The sequence below is a fragment of the Halococcus thailandensis JCM 13552 genome (assembly GCF_000336715.1).
Classification (GTDB): domain Archaea; phylum Halobacteriota; class Halobacteria; order Halobacteriales; family Halococcaceae; genus Halococcus; species Halococcus thailandensis.
Map to the genome: position 1 here is coordinate 42080 of NZ_AOMF01000165.1, position 14040 is coordinate 56119.

The 14040-nt window shown below is 64.8% G+C and carries 12 protein-coding genes; 6 read left to right on the top strand and 6 right to left on the bottom strand.

Features of this window, described 5'->3' with window-relative positions:
* Positions 1-25 precede the first annotated feature (25 nt).
* The 3 genes from C451_RS13890 to C451_RS22660 form a co-directional block, all read right to left on the bottom strand.
* The gene (locus C451_RS13890; protein ID WP_007741527.1) at positions 26-1279 is read right to left on the bottom strand and encodes a putative manganese transporter; all 1254 of its coding nucleotides are present in this window, start codon (positions 1277-1279) and stop codon (positions 26-28) included.
* Positions 1280-1945: 666 nt separating this feature from the next.
* A complete protein-coding gene (locus C451_RS13895) occupies positions 1946-2641 on the bottom strand; it encodes a metal-dependent transcriptional regulator (RefSeq protein ID WP_007741528.1) in 696 nt (231 codons plus the stop codon).
* Between the two features lie 103 nt (positions 2642-2744).
* Complete coding sequence (locus C451_RS22660) at positions 2745-2900, bottom strand: hypothetical protein (RefSeq protein ID WP_161605866.1); 156 nt, start codon at positions 2898-2900, stop codon at positions 2745-2747.
* Positions 2901-3209: 309 nt separating this feature from the next.
* Between C451_RS22660 and C451_RS13900 the strand changes: the two genes are divergently transcribed.
* From C451_RS13900 to C451_RS13925, 6 genes are all read left to right on the top strand, one after another.
* Entirely contained in the window at positions 3210-3743 is a 534-nt protein-coding gene (locus tag C451_RS13900; RefSeq protein ID WP_007741529.1) for an NAD-binding protein, read from the top strand.
* Positions 3743-5917: an amino acid permease gene (locus C451_RS13905; RefSeq protein WP_007741530.1), complete on the top strand. Its 2175-nt coding sequence runs from the start codon at positions 3743-3745 to the stop codon at positions 5915-5917. Before C451_RS13900 ends, C451_RS13905 begins: the two co-directional genes overlap by 1 nt.
* 45 nt (positions 5918-5962) lie before the next feature.
* On the top strand, positions 5963-6448 hold the full coding sequence (locus tag C451_RS13910) for an Lrp/AsnC family transcriptional regulator (protein ID WP_007741531.1): 486 nt from the start codon (positions 5963-5965) through the stop codon (positions 6446-6448).
* Between the two features lie 198 nt (positions 6449-6646).
* A complete protein-coding gene (locus tag C451_RS13915; protein ID WP_049913130.1) occupies positions 6647-6976 on the top strand; it encodes a MarR family transcriptional regulator in 330 nt (109 codons plus the stop codon).
* Between the two features lie 460 nt (positions 6977-7436).
* The gene (locus C451_RS13920) at positions 7437-9908 is read left to right on the top strand and encodes a hypothetical protein (RefSeq protein WP_007741533.1); all 2472 of its coding nucleotides are present in this window, start codon (positions 7437-7439) and stop codon (positions 9906-9908) included.
* A 187-nt stretch (positions 9909-10095) separates the two neighbouring features.
* Positions 10096-11526, top strand: a complete 1431-nt coding sequence (locus C451_RS13925) for an aldehyde dehydrogenase family protein (protein WP_007741534.1) — start codon at positions 10096-10098, stop codon at positions 11524-11526.
* 56 nt (positions 11527-11582) lie between these two features.
* Here C451_RS13925 and trmB read toward each other — a convergent pair whose 3' ends face one another.
* From trmB to C451_RS13940, 3 genes are all read right to left on the bottom strand, one after another.
* Complete coding sequence (gene trmB, locus C451_RS13930) at positions 11583-12620, bottom strand: HTH-type sugar sensing transcriptional regulator TrmB (RefSeq protein WP_007741535.1); 1038 nt, start codon at positions 12618-12620, stop codon at positions 11583-11585.
* 133 nt (positions 12621-12753) lie between these two features.
* Positions 12754-13416 (bottom strand): class I SAM-dependent methyltransferase, encoded by a 663-nt coding sequence (locus C451_RS13935; RefSeq protein ID WP_007741536.1) that lies wholly within the window; start codon positions 13414-13416, stop codon positions 12754-12756.
* Positions 13417-13597: 181 nt separating this feature from the next.
* Positions 13598-13984 carry a pyridoxamine 5'-phosphate oxidase family protein gene (locus tag C451_RS13940; protein ID WP_007741537.1) on the bottom strand — a complete coding sequence of 129 codons (387 nt, stop codon included), beginning with the start codon at positions 13982-13984 and terminating at the stop codon, positions 13598-13600.
* Positions 13985-14040: the final 56 nt, after the last annotated feature.

The window sequence follows — 14040 nt, forward strand, 5'->3', positions numbered from 1 at the left end:
ATCGATCGTCGGCCGTCGACGCCCGTCATCCGAGCACCCCGAAGCCGAACTGTGCGTACGGCCAGAAGTAGTAGACGAGAATCCCAACGAGAACGCCGGGGATCGTCGTGTAGATCGTGGCGATGATCGCGGCCTTCAGATCGATCGCCATCAGCGGGAACAGTGCGTCGCCGTCCTGACTGATGGCGTTCGCCACGAGCGCCGAGAACGGGATCGCCTCTTCGAGGGCGTACAGCTGCGCAAAGACGATGTGTGCCGCACAGCCAGGAATCAGCCCGAGCACCGCGCCCGCGATCGGCGCGAGAACACCTGCGGCCGCCGCGAGCGACTGGATCTCGACGCCGGTGAGCAGGAGGCCGTACTCGTAGAGCAGGTAGCCCGCGATGACCCAGACCGTGACCATCGCTGTCTCCATGGCGGCGTGCTGGAAAGTGTTGTAGAGACTTTCGAACGAATCGCGAACGCGGCCGGTCTCGCCCTCGCCGATGTAGTGGCGGCCGACGAAGTAGAGGTAGAACGACAGCGTGGTGCCGACGAGTCCAGTGATCGTGAACAGGCCGTCGTAGGTGGCCGCGACCTCCCAGACGGGCTCCTGCGCACCCTTCGCGAGATACAGCACACCGGCGACGAGCGCGCCCGCGAGAACGACCCACCAGAGAACGTGGATCGCGTGACTGACGCGTTCGAGCAGCCGAGACTGGGGCAAGTAGCTCGGGAGATCGCCGCCGTGATCGTGGTCGTGGCTGTCCGGCTCGTCGTAGTCGGCGATGCTCGGGCCGCCGTCGGCGACGCTCGTCGTCGCGAACCCGCCGTCGGTCATTGGACGGCCGATGCGTTCGACCGCGGTGTCGACGTAGCCGACGCCGAGCCCGAAGATATCGATCGCGTAGCCGAACAGCACCGCCGCGACGAACGCCATCCCGTAGGCGTACAGCGCCGCCTCGGGCGCGAGCGCAAGGATGATGAACGCCGAGTCGCCGGCGGTCGCCGCGAGCGCCGCGACGACGGTCCCGAAACTGACCGTTCCGCGGATGTAGAGCGGCATGGCGATGATCGCACCGCCACAGCCCGGCGTGAGCCCGAGCAGCGCGCCAGTGAGCGGCTGGGCGTGCTCGTTTTCTTGAAGCCACGTGGTGAGGCGGCCATCGAAGCGATACTGGACGAGACTGAACAGCAGGATCGTCGCACCGACGAAGCCCGAGACCTGCACGAAGCCTTCGCGCCACGAGCCGACGAGGATCTCGAAGACCTCCGGCAGGCCGAGTTGAAGCGGGAGCATCAGCCAGGAGACCCCTCGGATCGGGTACGACGGTCGAGTCGGGAGGCGATACACTCGCTCGAACGAGGGTTGTCGTTCATTCTCAGACGACTGTGAATTGGCGAAGGAAATAAAGATTTGTATCGAAATCTTGTATTAGTAGTCGCTAATAGTGGTAGCGTGCCCCAAAACCCTCAGCGGTTTCTCAACACAGCCTCGATAGCACGAAAACGGACTGCTGGCGTTCGGATGAACTGCCGAGTGGCGACGTTTCTCCCGAGAATCCGCACGATAGCGCGGTAATTGCCGAGATCATCGAGGCCCATCCGTGAATGCTGTTCTAGAGTTCCAAAAAATATAAATTAGTATAGTCTAATATCCGGGCAGGAGGTGAAACACAACGGTTGAACACGCCACAGAGACCGGCTCGAACACTCGTATGTTGACACACCTGTCTACACCAGTGTGCCTCTACCGGAATGAATGACGTTCTGCATTCCCTAGTGTTTCGTTCTCGATACTCGTCCTCCAGCGACCGCGATCGAACCGATACGATACTCTGAGTGGCCGATATCCGATTCCGACGAGCGATCCACCAGCGGCCGCGGTAGTGTGGCTGCTGGCGACTGTCACGATAGCCCGAACAGAAGAATCGTCCGACGGGACGGGAGGGCAACCTTGTCCACGCTAACCGACCAACGACATCTCGTTGTCCGACGGAGCTGTGTCGAGTTCACGGACGTACATGCTGGTGGTGATCTCGTCGGGAAGCGAGATCGTCTCATCGCCATCGCTTGGCGCGACTGTCATCAGTCCAAAGGGGGCGATCTCGGTAATTTCGAGGTGGGTGCCAGGTGTGATACCGGCGTCGGCGAGATAGGAGAGCACCTTTGGATCGCTGTCGGCGACCTGTGTAACGACGACCGTCTCGCCCTCGCTGCAGTCGGCGAGCGTTGCATCGTCGTCCGCGGTCGGTTCGAGATCCTCGGTCGGGATCGGCGCGCCGTGGGGATCGGCGCTCGGATCGCCGAGACTCGCCGCGAGCTTGGTTTCGAGGCGCTCGCTGATGTGGTGTTCGAGCCGGTCGGCCTCCTCGTGGACCTCCGCCCAGTCGTAGCCCAGCTGCTCGGTCAGGAACAGTTCGAGCAGGCGGTGGTGGCGGATCGTTTCGAGCGCGACGAGTTCACCCTCGGCAGTCAGCTGGACGCCTTTGTACTCCTCGCGCTCGGCGAGGCCGGCATCTTCGAGGCGCTTGGTCGTTGCTGTCACCGTTGGAGGCGTGACGCCGAGCGAATCGGCGATCGCCGACGTGGCGACCGGTTCGTCGCCCTCGCGGAGCTGGTAGATGGCTTTGAGATAATCCTCGGATGTCGCGCTTGGCATACCGCTCCCTTGGTTGTCGAGCTACTAAATCGTTGTTGTGAACGGTCTAAAGGGTCGTAAGAGGGGGATGGCCGGTGAATGAAAAGGAACGACTGGTTCCGACTCACGCCCAGCGCGACGAGTGATACAGCACGGCCAACACGTACAGCATCACGATCGTGAAGAAGACCGTGAGCATGAACATCTGGAACGTGACCTCTGGGACCGTGAGTGCTGGTTCTACATCGATCGGTGGACGTGCCGACGTGACGAGCCTCATGCGTCACAACTGTGTTTACAGGAGAATCCCATAATTGTTTCTCTCGAAATATTTGATTAGTTATATCTAATAAAGCGTAGGTCAGTAGTCGTACATCGGTTCGCCGAGGGAGCGAACATGGCCCGTCGTCCAGTATGTCAGATCGCCAACTATCGCTTGCGTTGGACATCCGGATGAAACGAACGATGTCGAGAGCGATAGAAACAGTCAATGTCGGTGAACGACAGGAATTATAATCACGAAAGCTCGTCAAAATCCGGTTCTTTATCACGAACCAGTTTCTCTACGCACTACAAGGAACGATTCGTTATGTTCAACGAAACGCTGGTGATCGGCGGTGACGGGTCGGTGGGGGAGACACTCGCTCGCCGACTCACACACAGCTCGGCCGTCGTGCTGTTTCTCGGGGAGGACGAGCACGCCGTCGAACGCGCGACAGCGGCGGGTGTCGACGCCCGTCTGGCCGATCCGAGCGAGACGGCCGCGCTCGACCGCGAGGCGATCGAGTCGATGGGAACGGCCATCGTCGCCTCGCGGACGGACAGACGGAACCTGCTGGTCGCACAGCTGCTGGGATGCCGCCGGACCGAGCGCGTCATCGCACTCGTCAACGTCCCGCGGAACGTCGACGCGTTCGCCGCGGCCGGCATCGAGCCGGTATGTGCCGCGACCACGCTGGCGTCCGCACTCGCCCGACAACGCCATGACGGCAAGCGTCCCGAGATCGAGCGGCAGTCAGAACAGGCGGCGGGGGAGTCGTCGACCGAGCAATCCCCGAAAGGGTCGGCCGACGGATCGGAGCGCGAACGGCTCCGATCGGACGGAACGGGTGGTGATCGCTAGTGCCAAAGAGCCTCGAACGCGATCTCGGGCTGTTCTCCGTACTCGCCATCAGCATCGGCGCGATGATCGGCAGCGGGATCTTCATTCTGCCCGCGGTCGCCGTCGAGTACGCGGGGCCGGCGGTCGTCGTCGCCTACGTCCTGGCCGGGCTGGTCGTCCTCCCGGCGGCGCTCTCGAAGTCGGAGATGGCGACGGCGATGCCCGAATCGGGCGGCACCTACCTGTTCATCGAGCGCGGCATGGGACCGCTGCTGGGGACGGTCGCCGGCATCGGTACCTGGTTCTCGCTATCGTTCAAGGGCGGGCTGGCGCTGGTGGGCGGGGTGCCGTATCTCCTCTACCTGTTCGACGTGCCGCCGTCGATCACGACGCCGCTGGCGCTCAGCCTCGCCGTGATCCTCGTGCTCGTCAACCTGTTCGGCGCGAAACAGACCGGTCGCATCCAGGTGATCATCGTCGCGATCATGCTCGCGGCGCTCGGCTGGTTCGTCGTCGGCGGGGTGCCGTCGGTGCGGCCGACGAACTACGCGGGCGTCTTCGAGACCAGCGCTGGCGGGATCCTCGCGGCCACCGGGCTCGTCTTCGTCTCGTACGCGGGCGTGACGAAGGTCGCGAGCGTCGCCGAGGAGATCGAGAACCCTAGCCGGAACATCCCGCTCGGCATTCTCGGCTCGCTCGCGTTCACCACGCTGCTGTACGCGCTCATCGTGATCGTCATGCTCGGCGTCACCGACACATCGGCGATCGCCGCCTCCGAGGCGCCGATGGCGGTCGCCGCGGAGGCCGCACTCGGTCCGGCGGGCGTTCTCGTCGTCGTGATGGCGGCGCTGCTCGCGCTCGTGAGCACCGCCAACGCCGGCATCCTCTCCTCGTCACGCTACCCGTTCGCGATGAGCCGCGATGGATTGGTGCCCGCTTCGCTCGGCGAGATCAGCGACCGGTTCAACACGCCGAGCTCATCGATCACGCTCACGGGCGTCGTGTTGCTCGTCCTCATTGCGTTCGTCCCGCTCGAAAGCATCGCCAAGCTCGCGAGCGCGTTCCAGATCCTCGTGTTCGTCCTGATCAACGTCGCGCTGATCGCGTTCCGTCGCGGGGCGATGACCTACGAACCGACGTTCGAGTCGCCACTGTACCCCTGGATGCAGGCGTTCGGCGTCGTCGGCGGGTTCGTCTTGCTCACCCAGATGGGGCTCGTCCCGCTCGTCGGGGCCGCCCTCATCACGGGCGGCAGCGTCGCGTGGTATCTCTGGTACGCACGTGATCGCGTCGAGCGCGAGGGCGCGGCCGTCGACGCGGTCCGCCGTGAGGTCGGACGGCAGGCCGTCGAACGGACGCGGGACGCGATCACCCCGACCGAGGGCTACGAGGCGCTCGTCGCGGTGCCGGAGGGGACGACCCCTTCACACGAGGAGACACTCGTCGGCATCGCGGCGGATCTCGCAGCACCACAATACGGCGCGGTGTCGGTCGTCCGATTCGACGAGGTGGCCGATCAGGTGCCGCTCGAAGCTGCCACCGAGCAGTCAGGTGCCGACGTCGAGTTCGAGCGACGGACGGACGCGCTCGCGGCCGAGCTCGACGTCCCGGTGCACGTCGGCGAGATCGTCAGCCACGACACCCGCCACGCGCTGGCGAACTACGTCGACGAGCACGACGTGGACACGCTCGTGATCGAGCGCCGACCGTCGCACCGCCGCGAACGACTGTTCGATGCGGACGACGAGTGGGTGCTCGCCCACACCGGCTGTGACGCCGTCGTCGTCGACAACGCCGCGGCGAACCCCGAGATCGAAACCGTGACCGTGCTGACCGACGACGGCCCCCACGATCCGGCGAAGATCGCCGTCGCCGACGCGGTGGCGGCGGCACACGACGCGGCGATCGTCCTGGAATACGCCCGCGACGCGTCCGTTTCCGACGAACAGCACCGAACGATCGCCGACTACCACGAGGAGATCGCGGCACTCTGTTCGGTGCCCGTCAGAACGGCGCTCGTCAGCCCCGACGGCGGTTCGAGGGATCTCGAGGATGACGACGCCGACGTTCTTGTCGTCGGGACTGACGCCCAGTCGCTCGCCGACGGCACCGACGGACCCGTCCTCGTCGTGCGTCCGCGCGAGGAAAGGACACCGGGGCGGGTCGGGCGCGCGCTCGAAGGACGGCTACTGTAGGGCGAACGGCAAACGCTTTCCCGAGCGGCGATGCCTTCTCGGAGTATGCCACCGCGCGAACTCGACGAACTGGACGAGTACGTCGTCTTCCGACTCCAGGCGGACAGTCACGGAACGTCGGCGGCCGAGATCGCCGAGGACTACGGCGTCTCGCCGAGCACGGTCCGCAAACGCATCGCCCGTCTCGAGGACGAGGAGATCATCCGTGGCGCGCATCTCGATATCGATTACGAACGCGCGGGTTACCAGCTGTTCACCAGCATCTTCTGTACCGCACCGATCCCCGAGCGCGAAGCGCTCGCCCGCGAGGCGCTGACGATCTCCGGCGTCGTCTCGGCCCGTGAGCTGATGACCGGCGAGGAGAACATCCAGATCGGTGCCGTCGGCCGTGACGGCGACGATCTCAGCCGTATCAACCGTGATCTCGCCGCGCTCGGCCTCGAGATCGTCGACGAGGAGCTCATCCACAACGAGTACACCGGCCCGCTCCAGTGGTTCGACAAAGACGACGAAACGGAAACGAACGAATGACATACCGCAGTATCGGGGCTCGGTGAGCGTGCAGACCTCGATGCTGACGAGGAGGACGCCATGCGGCGGTTTTTCATCCATCACCTATACGAACTGTCCCGCTGCACACCGATCGGCGATCGGGAGAATTTCCGTCGTTCGCGAGATAGCAGACAACTCGCCGATACGTTTAGGATACTACAGTTCGTGTGGCCGGACATGCCCGACGAAACGATCACGGCCGAAAACGAGCAGATCACGGCGGATGCCGACTTCGTTCGAGAGTCGTCGGGGGCGTCGATAGCGTCGACCGAATCGATGGGACGCTCGGCCCGTGCGGTGGTACTGTTCGAACTGATCGAGGGTCCGACGTCCGCTCGGGCGATCGGTGATGGCACGTCCCTCTCCACCGGACAGGCCTCGCAAGCGCTGAGTGATCTGGAAAACCGCGATATCGTCGAGCTGCTCGTCCCCGAGGACGACGCCGACGGATCGATTTTCGGCGTGCTGCCACGGGGCGAGAAGGCAGCAGTGAACCTCGAGAAGTAACCCGGCAATATCTGTTTGGTGCAATCCGTTCGTCGAAACCGGCGGTCACGATCCAGTACGATGGACGATCGGTTGTGGAACTCCACTACAACGGGAGACGGGTGTGGAGGTAGTTGCCGCACGATCGGTTCGCGATGGGTTCTCTCCGACAGTAGCAGCGACCGGTAGTTTCTATTCCGTCGCTGAGCGGTAAGGATTAGCAAAGAATGATTTATATGATTCGGGTCTGTCGCCTTCTACCGAAGGATGGACGAGGAGAGAGTATGCCACGCAGTCCGGCGGCGTGAGGAGCGGCGACGGATCGCGATATCACGGGTTCCAGCAACTGCTGCGACGACGGGCTGGCGGTCTCGTGATGCGGTTCACCGATCGATCGACGGCTGACGCGCCGAGACAGCGCTCTCTAGACGGGAGTCCGTCTTTCGAGAAGAGAGCAGTCGACCATCACACCACCACACAGATGCCACGCAACGACAGCGGAAACGGACGGAGGGAGAACGGACAGCAAAGCGCATTACCGATCGATCGACGATCGTATCTGATCGCCGCAGGGGCCGCGGTCGGCCTGGGCGGAGTGGCCGCTCGGGAGGCCAGTGCCGCCACGGAGCGACGAGGAATACGGTTCGATCGGGTCGTCGACATGGTCGAAGACGCCGGTTGCGATCCGACGGGCGGCACACCGTGTGACGAGGCGCTCCGAGCGGCCGCCGCGGACAACACACTGTTGAAATTCCCAGCGGGAACGTACAAACTGACCGAACAGAACGTCGTTCTCGGGAAGACGAATCTCGGATTCCTCGGCGAGGGTGACGTCCGGTTCACGGTGCCGGCGGGGTTCAACGAGAAGGTGCTCGTCGTCGACAACGGCACGGGGCTGCTCTTCGAGAACATCGATCTCGATCTGACTGCCGACGGTGCGACACCGGGACTCCATTTCGGGGCCGACGACGATCTCGAAGTGCACGACGTCGAGTTCGTCGGCCAGGGGATCCACCCGGACAGCGATCCCCGAGGCGGGGGCAACGGCAACCCCGACGTCACCAACGCGTTCACACCGATCGTCAGATCGCCCGACGGTACGGGCAACGTCAGCAACGTCGTCGCGAAAAACGACGGGTTGATGGGTGCGTACAACGCCGGTGACGGCCGCGTCGGCGTCTGGATCGGCGTCACCACACAGGGGACGATCACGCTCAAGAACTGCCGGTTCGAGGGATTTCCCAACAACGGGCTCTACTGTAGCCGGACGAACGGTGTCGTCCGGATCGAGGGCGGCGAATTCAGCAACAACGACATCTCGCAGGTTCGTATCGGCAGCGAGGGAAGCTACGTCGACGGTGGAACGCTGACGGTCGACGCCGGAGCGAGCGCCAGCCCCAACCCGAACGACATGCTCAACGGGCGCGGCGTGCGCCTCGAAGTCGGTTCGCTCGATACGGCCGGCCCGGAGGTCAGAAACTGCGACATCACCATCGCCGACGTTCCTCACTCCGGTGGCGGGGTGGTCGCATCGGGCGACATCGGCTCCTTCGCGGCGCTCGACACACGGATCAACGTCAGCCCTGCCGGCGTCCGGGGCGTGCTGGCGAAGGATCCGACCGGGGGAAGCTACACGACGGATCCACCGTACGACGGTACGCTCCGCAACGTCAGCGTCACGGGGGCCGTCGGTGATACCGCGGCGATCGAACTCCGCAAGCGCCCCGAATCCGTCGTCGAGGGCTGCTGTGTGCAGACCGACGGTGATGGCGTCGAGATCGTCGATTCCGATGGTGCGGTCGTCCGGAACTCGACGCTCAACGTGGCGGGCCAACCGGTCGTGACCGAGAACGCCACGATCGATACCGCCGCGATCGCCAACGGTGGAGGATGTCCGATGCCCAACGACGCGACCGCATCGCCAGATTCGTTCGAGAACACGCTCACCATCGAGGCGGCCCCGGGAGCCGACTACGAGCTCGCGGCCAGCGGGACGCTGGAGTCGAACGCGTCGTTCGGCGCAACCGACGATCCCAACGACGAGCTCACGGGGTCGAGCGCGTCCGGACAGGTCGGCGGAGGCGGCCGCGACAGCTACACCTACACGGGAACGATAACGAAGCTCCTGCTGCACGGTGGCGTCAACCTCTATCACGATGGACGGCCGGTCGATCCGGCCGACTATCTCCCCAACACGGTGACGATCGAGAGCCAGTCGAGCGCGACCTACGAGATCACCACCAGCGACGGTATCGCCAAGAGCGAAGCGATGGGTGCGGCCGACCCGAACGACAGCATCAGCGGGCGAACCGCGACTGGACAGGTCGGCAAGGGAGGGCGCGACAGCTACGCCTACCCCGGCGAGGTCATCAGTATCGCTATCGATGGCGACGCCACCGTCTATCACAACGGCGACGAGATCGACCCCAGCGAGTTCGGCGTCGGCGGGACGCTCACGATCGAGGGGGCACCCGGAGCCGATTACGAGATCGAGGCGGACGAATCGCTAGAGCGGACCACGGCGGCCAACGCGACGGTCGATCCGAACGACAGTCTCTCGGGGCAGCGTGCGACGGGACAGGTCGGTGGTGGCGGCCGCGACAGCTATGCGTTCACGAGCGAGATCACACGCCTCGTTCTCGACGGCGGTGCGAACCTCTACTACGACGGCAAGCCGATCGATCCGGCCGACTATCTCCCCAACACGGTGACGATCGAGAGCCAGTCGAGCGCGACCTACGAGATCACCACCAGTGATGGCATCGTCAAGAGCGCGGTCATCGGGCCAGCGGATCCGAACGACAGCATCGACGGACGGACCGTCGCTGGACAGGTCGGCAAGGGTGGACGCGACAGCTACGCCTACCCCGGCGAGATCACTAACATCGACATCGACGGCGATGCCACCGTCTATCGCAACGAAACGGTGCTCGAAACGCCCGAACAGCTCTGATCGGTATCGGTCGAGACGACTTCACAGCGACGAACGATCGTCGTGATTTCTCGGTTCCCACACCGAATCAGCCGCGGCGCCCGAGATCGTTCCGCCGAAAACGGCTGTGGACGTCCCGTTCCACGTCGATTCAGCTATTAACTCGATGCGTAGTAAACGTTTTACCCACGGCGCTCGACGTATGCATATGGCTACCGCATCGGCCGCAAACGATCGAGAGCCGTTCATCGACGGGGAGTGGCGGGGCGGCGACACGGTCATCGACGTGACCGATCTCGCCGATGGCGGCGTGTTCGCCCGGGTGAGTGCAGCGGACCAGAGTCAGGCCGAATCGGCGCTCGCGGCCGCCGAAGACGCACAGTCCGCGCTCGCCGCGACGACGGTGCCCGAGCGCGTCGCGTGGCTCGAAACGATCGCGGCGGAACTGCGCGAACGGAAGGCCGAACTGGCGGAAATCATCGTCCGCGAGGCGGGCAAACCGATCGCCAGCGCGCGCGGCGAGGTCGAATCGGCCGCCGAACGTTTCGAGCGCGCCGTCGGCGAAGCGCGCGATCTCACCGGTGAATATCGGCAGGGGACCACCGCGGGCCACGAGGGCTGGCAGGCGATCACCACACCCGAACCGATCGGCACAGTGTTGTGCATCACGCCGTACAACTACCCGCTCTCGACGACCGCGCTCCAGGTCGCGCCCGCGCTCGCCGCCGGCAACAGTGTCGTCCTGAAGCCCGCGAGCAAGACACCCGTGAGCGCAGCGATCCTGACGGAGATCATCAGTACGACCGACATCCCCGAGGGTGGGTTCAACTTCGTCCCGGGCCACGCGGGCGAGATCGGCGACGTGCTCTCCGGCTCGTCGGCCGTGAACGCGATCGCGATGACCGGTTCGTCGGCCGCGGGCGAGCACGTCGCGCGCGAGAGCGGGATCGTCAACCTCCACATGGAACTCGGCGGCAACGCGCCCGCCGTGGTGTTCCCCGACGCCGATCTCGACGCGACCGCCGGGGATTGTGCGAAGGGCGCGCTCAAGTACGCCGGCCAGCGCTGCTCGGCGGTCAGCCGCGTGCTCGCTCACGATGCAATCCACGACGATCTCGTCGCAGCGATCAACGACGCGATGGACGAGTGGTCCGCCGGCGACCTCTTCGACGAGGAGACGGCCCTCGGCCCGCTGATCTCCACCGACCAGGCCGACTGGGTCGAAGAACTCATCGAGGACGCCCGCGGGAAGGGCGCGCGCCTCGTTCGCGGCGGCGAACGCGACGGTCGATTCGTCGAGCCGACGCTGCTTGCCGACGTCCCGCGCGACGCGCGCATCGTCCGCGAGGAGCAGTTCGGGCCGGTGATCCCCGTGACCAGGATCGAGAGCGCGGACGACGCCGTGTCGGTGGCGAACGCGAGCGACCTCGCGCTCGATGCGGCGGTGTTCACCGCCGACCACGACCGCGCGATGGACGTTGCCGAACGGATCGACGCCGGCGCGGTCCGGGTCAACGGCGCGCCGTCGCACGGTCTCGGCGACGTTCCCTTCGGCGGCAACGAGCGCTCGGGCATCAACCGCGAGGGAATCGGCGTGACTATCGAACAGTTCGTCCGCCGGAAGTCGATCGTTCTCTGAGCGCGCGAAAAGATACCTCTTGTTCGTCGCTCGTCAGTGGACGGCCGTACCGTCGCTCACCGGCGTTCGATGCGGAGTTCGTGTGCCTCGATGTCCTCGTAGGTGGCGGCCTGTCCGCCGACCGAGATCGTGCCCGCATCCGTCTCGACGGTGAGGCGTGCCGTCAGGTTCGTCGTGTTGCTCTCGACGTCGACGACCGGGCCGGCGACCGATCGGCGCTCGCCGGTCTCGACGTCGCGCCCTTCGACGTGGGCGTCGAACTCGCCCTCGCTTTCGACGAGATCGGCCACGCAGCGCCGTATCGAGGCGTAGCGCCGTGGGAACGAACGCTCGTTCCCACGGTCGAGCAGCACGTCGGCGGTCGTCCAGAGGAGCGTGTCGAAGAACCCCGAGACGAGAAACCCGAGCTCCGAGCGGTTGAAGACGACGCCGTAGCGCTCGCGATCGGCGACGAGCGCGTCCTGTGTGGCGTAGACCGCGTGGGTGCCGTCGGCGACCGCGAGGACCGGGGTGGTGATGCCGTGGCGGGCGCGGACGGCGGTCGCGATCGCCGTGTAGTCGTAGTCGTCAGGCGAGGGGACGTCGCTGGCGGGTGTGAGGAGCAGTTCGATCGTCACGCCGGCCTCGCGACGGGCGGTGAGGGTGTCCTCGAAGCGTTCGACGAGCGCGGGCGTCAGCGAGAGGTTGAGTTCGTACTCAGCGTTCTCGATCGCCGTCTCGAGATAGCGGAGGATCGTCGAGCGGGATTTGACGAGCGCGGCCGCCTCGGCGTCGCGTGCCGGCGTCGTGTACCGGCTTTCGAGATCGCCGACGAGCGTGTCGAGCGACGCGTGGATATCGCCGAACGCTTCCTCGGGGTCGATGGCGAGCACCTCGATCGGGCGCGATTCCTTGAGTTCGACGAGCCCGCGCTCCTCGAGATCCCGGACGGTGTCGTAGACGCGTGGCTGGGGGATGTCGGTCCGCTCGGTGATCGCCGCGGCGGTCAGGCGACCGTGATCGAGCACGGCGAGATAGGCGCTCGTCTCGTACTCGCTCAGGTCGAAGCGCTCGTTGATCCGCGCGAGCTCCCCACCGAGATCCTCGGAAGCCATGCCCCTCCTACAGAGACGACCCAATTGAGGTCTGTGATTCGCCTGCAATGGTCATCGATCGCTGCTGCACGGCATCTCGTCCTCGTCTGTCCCACGATCGACGGCCGACCGTCGATGCACCCAGCCGACGATGTTACCCGAAATCCCCCGTCCGCTCCGATTTCCGTGCAATGGCGATGAACGTCACGCCGCCGTCGAAGGTGGCTATCCGCGTCGATGCGAACCGATCGGCGAGTTGTGCCGGAATATCGGTGTCGGGAAACCAGTTCGTGGCCCACTTCGCGAGCGGAACGACCACGGGATTGAGCAGTGTCCACGGGAATTTTTGGAACGGTTGCGCGTCGAGCACCACGATCCGACCGCCGGGACGCAGCGCCCGGTAGGCAGCCTCGATTGCCCGCTCTGGCTCCGGCATCGCACTCAGTGACATCGAGGCGTAGACCGCATCGAACACCCCGTCGGCGATCCCGAGTCGGTCCGCATCGCCACGGACGACGTGGACGTTCGCCCAGCCCCTGTCGAGCGCTCGCCGCCGGGCCTGGCGAGCCATCCCGGGGCTGTAGTCGAGGCCGACGACGCGCCCCGCGCTCCCGACACGGGTTCGGAGCGCCGGGAAGGAGTTGCCCGGTCCACAGCCGAGTTCGAGCACCCGCTCGCCCGAATCGAGCGAGAGCGATTCCATCGCCCGCTCGCGGCGCTCGGACTCGCGGCCCAGGAAGGCGATGTCGTAGAGTCGGCCGAACAGATCTCGATGACGACTCCACCAGTCGTAGAGTCCCTGTCCGCGACGGCTCACGAGGCGATCATACCTCGGTGACGTGTCCCCAGCACGAACGAGGATCGTACCCGTTGGAAAATAAAACCCGTCACGTTTCGATTTACACTCACTCTTTCTCCGGCTTCAGTAACGATTTCCAGCCATATCTCGCCGAATCCACGGAAGAGATGTCGGAATTCGAACGGCAACCGCGCACGAATCAGTAGTGTGAGCTCGTCGCCGAACCGACGTCGATCTCGATCAGCGTTCCCTCGCCGTCCTCTTCGTCGTCGGTCTCGCGGTATTTGCCGAAGACGCGCTTGCGGGCGGCCTGTGTTCGGTCCGAGTCTTCGACGACCGTGGCCGTCCCGAGCAGCGAAACAGACCATTCGGGACCGTCATCGCCCTGTTTTTCGATCGAAATCGCGACACGGGGGTTCTCACGCACGTTTGCCAGTTTCTTCCCGGTCGTGAGCACGCTCACAACGCCATCACGGTAGCCGTACCAGACGGGCGCAACGTGTGGGCGGTCGTCGGCAGCGGTCGCGAGATGGGCACTCAGCGGTGCATCGGCGATCAGTTCCTCGACTTCCTCGGGTACGGTCATACGTCGATCTCGACGCGATCGGCGATAAAAACGTTGGCTAGTGGAACGGTTCTCCG